The organism is Pseudoalteromonas sp. MER144-MNA-CIBAN-0113 (assembly GCF_040308965.1).
GTDB lineage: Bacteria > Pseudomonadota > Gammaproteobacteria > Enterobacterales > Alteromonadaceae > Pseudoalteromonas > Pseudoalteromonas tetraodonis.
The window spans coordinates 1-5,048 of the sequence record NZ_JBEOOG010000126.1 but is presented as its reverse complement, the minus strand read 5'-3'; the positions used below and the strand labels follow the sequence as shown (position 1 = coordinate 5,048).

Annotated in this window: 7 protein-coding genes; 5 read left to right on the top strand and 2 right to left on the bottom strand. The window is 40.3% G+C overall.

What is annotated here, in order from left to right:
• Positions 1-148: 148 nt before the first annotated feature.
• On the bottom strand, positions 149-535 hold the full coding sequence (gene gloA2, locus AAEY57_RS18630) for an SMU1112c/YaeR family gloxylase I-like metalloprotein (protein ID WP_350608508.1): 387 nt from the start codon (positions 533-535) through the stop codon (positions 149-151).
• Between the two features lie 82 nt (positions 536-617).
• Entirely contained in the window at positions 618-1,697 is a 1,080-nt protein-coding gene (locus tag AAEY57_RS18625; protein WP_350608507.1) for a ketoacyl-ACP synthase III, read from the bottom strand.
• Between the two features lie 379 nt (positions 1,698-2,076).
• On the opposite strand from AAEY57_RS18625, the gene AAEY57_RS18620 reads away from it, so the two are divergent.
• The 5 genes from AAEY57_RS18620 to AAEY57_RS18600 all read left to right on the top strand — a co-directional run bounded on the left by AAEY57_RS18620 (position 2,077) and on the right by AAEY57_RS18600 (position 4,980).
• The gene (locus AAEY57_RS18620) at positions 2,077-3,315 is read left to right on the top strand and encodes a sensor histidine kinase (protein ID WP_350608506.1); all 1,239 of its coding nucleotides are present in this window, start codon (positions 2,077-2,079) and stop codon (positions 3,313-3,315) included.
• Positions 3,312-3,836 carry a response regulator transcription factor gene (locus AAEY57_RS18615; RefSeq protein WP_350608505.1) on the top strand — a complete coding sequence of 175 codons (525 nt, stop codon included), beginning with the start codon at positions 3,312-3,314 and terminating at the stop codon, positions 3,834-3,836. The genes AAEY57_RS18620 and AAEY57_RS18615 overlap by 4 nt, the downstream gene beginning before the upstream one ends.
• A gap of 23 nt (positions 3,837-3,859) precedes the next feature.
• Positions 3,860-4,279 (top strand): thiol-disulfide oxidoreductase DCC family protein, encoded by a 420-nt coding sequence (locus AAEY57_RS18610; protein WP_273182363.1) that lies wholly within the window; start codon positions 3,860-3,862, stop codon positions 4,277-4,279.
• Between the two features lie 84 nt (positions 4,280-4,363).
• The gene (ppiC, locus tag AAEY57_RS18605) at positions 4,364-4,642 is read left to right on the top strand and encodes a peptidylprolyl isomerase PpiC (protein ID WP_008464312.1); all 279 of its coding nucleotides are present in this window, start codon (positions 4,364-4,366) and stop codon (positions 4,640-4,642) included.
• Positions 4,643-4,719: 77 nt separating this feature from the next.
• The gene (locus AAEY57_RS18600; protein WP_350608504.1) at positions 4,720-4,980 is read left to right on the top strand and encodes a hypothetical protein; all 261 of its coding nucleotides are present in this window, start codon (positions 4,720-4,722) and stop codon (positions 4,978-4,980) included.
• The last annotated feature ends 68 nt before the right edge of the window (positions 4,981-5,048 follow it).

Here is a 5,048-nt window from a genome sequence, read left to right as displayed (position 1 = left end):
GAGTATTATTCATGGACGCTCCTAACATGATTTGATTTACTTAGTATAGCAAACCAACACAGAAATGGATCAGCGCCGTATTCGTGCAGTATTTACTTACCTACAAAATCGATTTAACTAAATTAAATATACCTTGAGTTATTAGATGTTAAAGTGCATATAACTCAAGGGGTAAGCCATCTGGATCGGCAAAAAAGGTGAATTTTTTGCCGGTTATTTCATCTTCTCTAATATTTTCGACGATGACATTGTGTGACTCTAAATAATGTTTAGCAGTATTAATACACCCAACTTTAAATGCTAAATGTCTAAGTCCTTGTACTTCGGGGTAGCTTGGTCTACTTGGCGCATCATTAAACGAAAATAATTCTAACTGACTACCATCAGGTAAAGCTAAATCGAGTTTGTAAGACTGACGCTGTGCACGATAATGCTCATTAATAATCGTGAGTTTTAATATTTCACTATAAAAATGTTTAGAGCGTGGGTAGTTGCTACAAATGATGGCTACATGATGAATGCCTAGTAGTTGCATATATTTTCCTTAAAAAGCAAAAAGCGCACTAAAAGCAGTGCGCTGTTTATCAATACATGTGCATGGTCATATATATTAGCTTTTAGCTAGGCTTTGCGTCTTTACACGCTTTTACAGCCGGTGCAACAAGCTCTAAACCCGTTTTATCACACGGTGGAAGTTTAGCATCGCTAACAGCAATGGGTGTTACTCGCTCGCCCCATTTGATATAGCTTGCCGCCCACGTTAGGCCTGCTCCAAATGCAGCCGACATAATATTGGCATGCGGCTTAATTAAACCTTGCTCAACGGCCTCACACAGCGCAATGGCAATCGTTGCAGCAGAGGTATTACCGTATTCGCCAATGTTTACTATTACTTTTTCGTCATCCACTTTTAAACGGTTTTGAATTGCTTGAATAATGCGTAAGTTAGCTTGATGCGGAACTAGTACATCAATATCATCGAGCTTAAGATTGGCTTGTTCAAGCACGTCGTCACAGGCTTCACTCATGCCTTTAACGGCACGTTTAAATATTTCACGGCCTTCAAATAAAAGGTCTGATGGACCAATTGGCTCATATTTATTTAAATCACTGCCAAAATTAGTAATGTGTAAAATATCACGATCTTCGCTGTCACAACCGGTTTTAGTCCCTAATAAGCCTGCAGGTGTTTCTGCTGCTTCAAGCACAACGGCACCGGCACCATCACCAAATAAAACGGCGCTGTCGCGTCGTGCCCAGTTTACATACCACGTCATGCGCTCAGCCGCGATAACGACTGCTTTTTTGATCATGCCAGCTTGAATTTGCGCTGTCGCAGCTTGTAAAGCATATAAGAAACCAGAACATGCCGCGTTGGTGTCCATGGCTGCAGCGCCTGTGGCACCAATATTTTTTTGTACTAATGAGGCGGTGTTTGCAACTACTGTTGAGGGGGTGCACGTTGCTAAAATAACTAAATCGATATCTTTTGCATCTACGCCAGCACAAGCAATGGCATGCTTTGCAGCCACACTAGCAAGTTCAGCAGTACTTACATGGCTAACTCTGCGAGACTTTATACCCGTACGTGTGGTGATCCACTCATCGGTTGTATCTACAATTTCACTTATTTCGTCGTTGCTGATGCTTGCTGGTGGAATGCATTTACCCCAACCAGTGATATGTGCGTAAGGCATAGTGTGTTCTCTTAAAAGTGGTATGACGTGTTCGTCTAATGAGGACGTTATATCAAAAATTAGCTGTTAACACTAGTTTATAGCATGGTTTGCTTAGTAATTACTGCTATTTTACGGACTATTTGCTGCATTTTTGTTTAAAGGTAAGTGGCTTGTTTTTATTGTGTTAATTAAATGCTTTTAATGATTGTGCGTGTTTTACACGATAGCTCATAGGCTTTCTAAGCTTAATAGAATACGAATACTTTGTTGACCATATATGCTTGAGTGCGGCTGAGTGAGCAGCTAATATGGGGCGCATATTATGAAATCATTACTTAAAAAGCATTATTTATAATGGATAACAAAGCAATGTATATTCAGTCAGGTGAATCTTATTGTGTTAATTAAAACCGATCCTGCTATTAGCCGGTTATTAATGCTACGCAGTGGCGCCATTGCTGTGCAGCTTATTGCGGTGTTAAGCGTTTATTTTTTATTAGAGCATCAAATTGCGCTCATGCCGTTGCTAGCCGTTATTACGCTTGAGGCGGTTTTTCAGTTAGCAAGTATCTTTGCTTATAGAAATGTTAGCCAAGCAAAGCCTGTTGGCATGCTGATGCAACTGACCGCTGACGTACTTTTTTTAACTATTTTGTTGTCTTTAAGTGGCGGTGCAACTAACGCATTTGTGTCGTTATTATTGTTACCTATTATGATAGCGGCAATTACATTGAGCGCTCGTGGGCTTGCCTATATTGCTGTGCTGGCTATCGCTGCCTACAGCATGCTACTGATTAAAATGCCAGAGCATAGCATGCACCAAATGAACATGAGTGGCCACTTTATTGGCATGTGGGTTAATTTTGTCATCAGTGCCTGCGTGATTGCGTTGGTTATTGGTGCAATGAACCGTGCCTTACAACAACGTGAGCGCACTATTGCCAAAGTTAGAGAGAAACAGTTACGTAGTGAACAACTGGTTACTCTCGATGGCGCAGCGGCGCAAATTACTCATCAATTAGCAACGCCTATTGCTAATTTACAATTATTGTTTGAAGAGCTTGTAGAAGAGTATCCCAACAATGAAATTATTCAGCAAATGCAATCACCCTTGCTGCAATGCCGCACTCAGCTTAATGATTTTAGAGAGCTCTCTATGCAGCTACGAGATAAAAACACGCAAACACCTATAAAAGCAGAGCAGCTGCAAAATCAAATTCATGATACGTTGCTATTACAATACCCTAATCAACAAATAAACTGGCTTAATGAGGCGCCTAAAGCCACATTAAAAAGTGATGCCATGCTGCTACCTGCAATTTTAAATTTATTACAAAATGCAGTACTTGCTAATCAAAAACACGCCCAAGTGCAACTTGAACTAAGTTGGCAGCAACCTGACGCACAAAACATTGCGTTAATTATTCGTGACTTTGGCGCTGGTTTTTCACCCTCAGAGTTAGCAGAGTTAGGCGGGCAGCTCATGCCCAGCGAGCAAGGTATGGGAATAGCGGTTATGCTATCAAATGTCACGTTTGAGCGTTTAAATGGTTCGTTAACTGTTTATAATCACCCCGATGGTGGGGCGGTGGCCAAGATACAAATGCCACTATTAATAACCGAGTCGGCGCTATGAAGCTGCTAATTATTGAAGATGACATTAACCTTGCTACCACTTTGGCAAGGCGCTTAACAAAATACAGCTTTAACTGTGAGGTTGCACATAACCAAACAGAGGCTTTACTTAGGGCTCGCCAGCAGCAACCTGATTGTATTTTATTAGATATGAAGTTAGCAGATGAAAATGGGCTGGCGCTTATTGCACCGCTGCGACACTTGTTACCCAAGGCACATATTGTACTACTTACTGGCTTTGCAAGTATAGCTACAGCCGTAGAGGCGATGCGTTTGGGCGCTAATGACTATTTAACTAAGCCTGTCGATATGGCAAGCTTATTAAAAGTGCTAAAAGTAGAGCCGGTATCGACAGTAACCGAAATTCCTGAAGAGGTTATGTCACCCGAGCGTTTAGAGTGGGAGCATATTCAACATGTATTGCACAGTAACAACGGTAATGTATCAATGACTGCAAGGCAGCTTAATATGCATAGACGCACTTTGCAGCGCAAGCTACAAAAAAAACCTGTGCAGCAATAAGCCCTCACTTGAGCAAGCAATTAATGACCCATACCGCCGCGCTAATAAAAAGCCAAAAAATTATACTGTTCGACGCCCAGTGCAAGCTTTGTAGTGCGTGGTGTAATTTTATTATTGCTCACGACCCTCAGGCCATGTTTAAACTGTGCAGTGTACAATCACCAAAAGGGCAGCAAATATTAATGCACTTTGGCTATTCGACAACTGATTTTGCCTCTATGGTTTACATTGAAAACGCTCAAGCATTTATACAAAGCCATGCATTTTTTGAGGTGATTAAACAGCTAGGCTATCCGTGGAAACTTAGTGGTATGTTTAGTGTGTTGCCAAATCGTTTTAACAATTGGCTTTATGATAAAATTGCATCAAATCGATATACCTTATTTGGTAAATATCACTATTGCAGGATCCCTTCAAAGCAAGACCAAGCCCACTATTTATAAGTGCTTTAATAGATGCCTGAATATATTGGCTGTGCTAAAATCGCGGCGTTTAATTACTAGTAAATAGGTTTTAAGGGCTTTTTCATGGCAAATACGGCGCACGCACTGCATATTTTAGTAAAACATAAAGAGATTGCAGAAGACATCATCAAGCAATTAGGCAAAGGCGCAAAGTTTCAAACTTTAGCTAAAAAGTATTCGTCATGCCCATCGGGTAAAAAAGGCGGTGATTTAGGTGAGTTTAGACGAGGCCAAATGGTTCCACAGTTTGATAAGGTTGCCTTTAGTGGTGCAATTTTAGAACCGCATTTAGTAAAAACGAAATTTGGTTGGCATGTGATTAAGGTGCTTTATCGTACATAAACTAACGCAATTTTAAGTTGCCGCTATACTTATCATTTGTTTAGTTTGTTACATTGCTAAAGCAACTTGGAATAACTATGAAGCTTATTATTTTATGCTGCAGTTTAATTTTAATGGCAGTGTCATTTTTTGCCAGTAGCACTGAGCAAACGATCACCCTTAAGCTTGGCAAACCAAGCACCCAAGACATACCAAAAAACCACTATATTTTAACATTATTAGAAAAGAGCTTTGCAAAGGTTAATGTAAAGCTCAATATTGCTTATAGTCTTGAGCCAATGAATACTAAAAGAATTTTAGAAGAGCTCACACGTAACGATGATGTTAATTTAACCTGAGATCTGCTTAAGCGATAACTAGTGCGTTGAGCTCTACGTCAGTTAAATTAAGGTGTGGCTTATTTTCT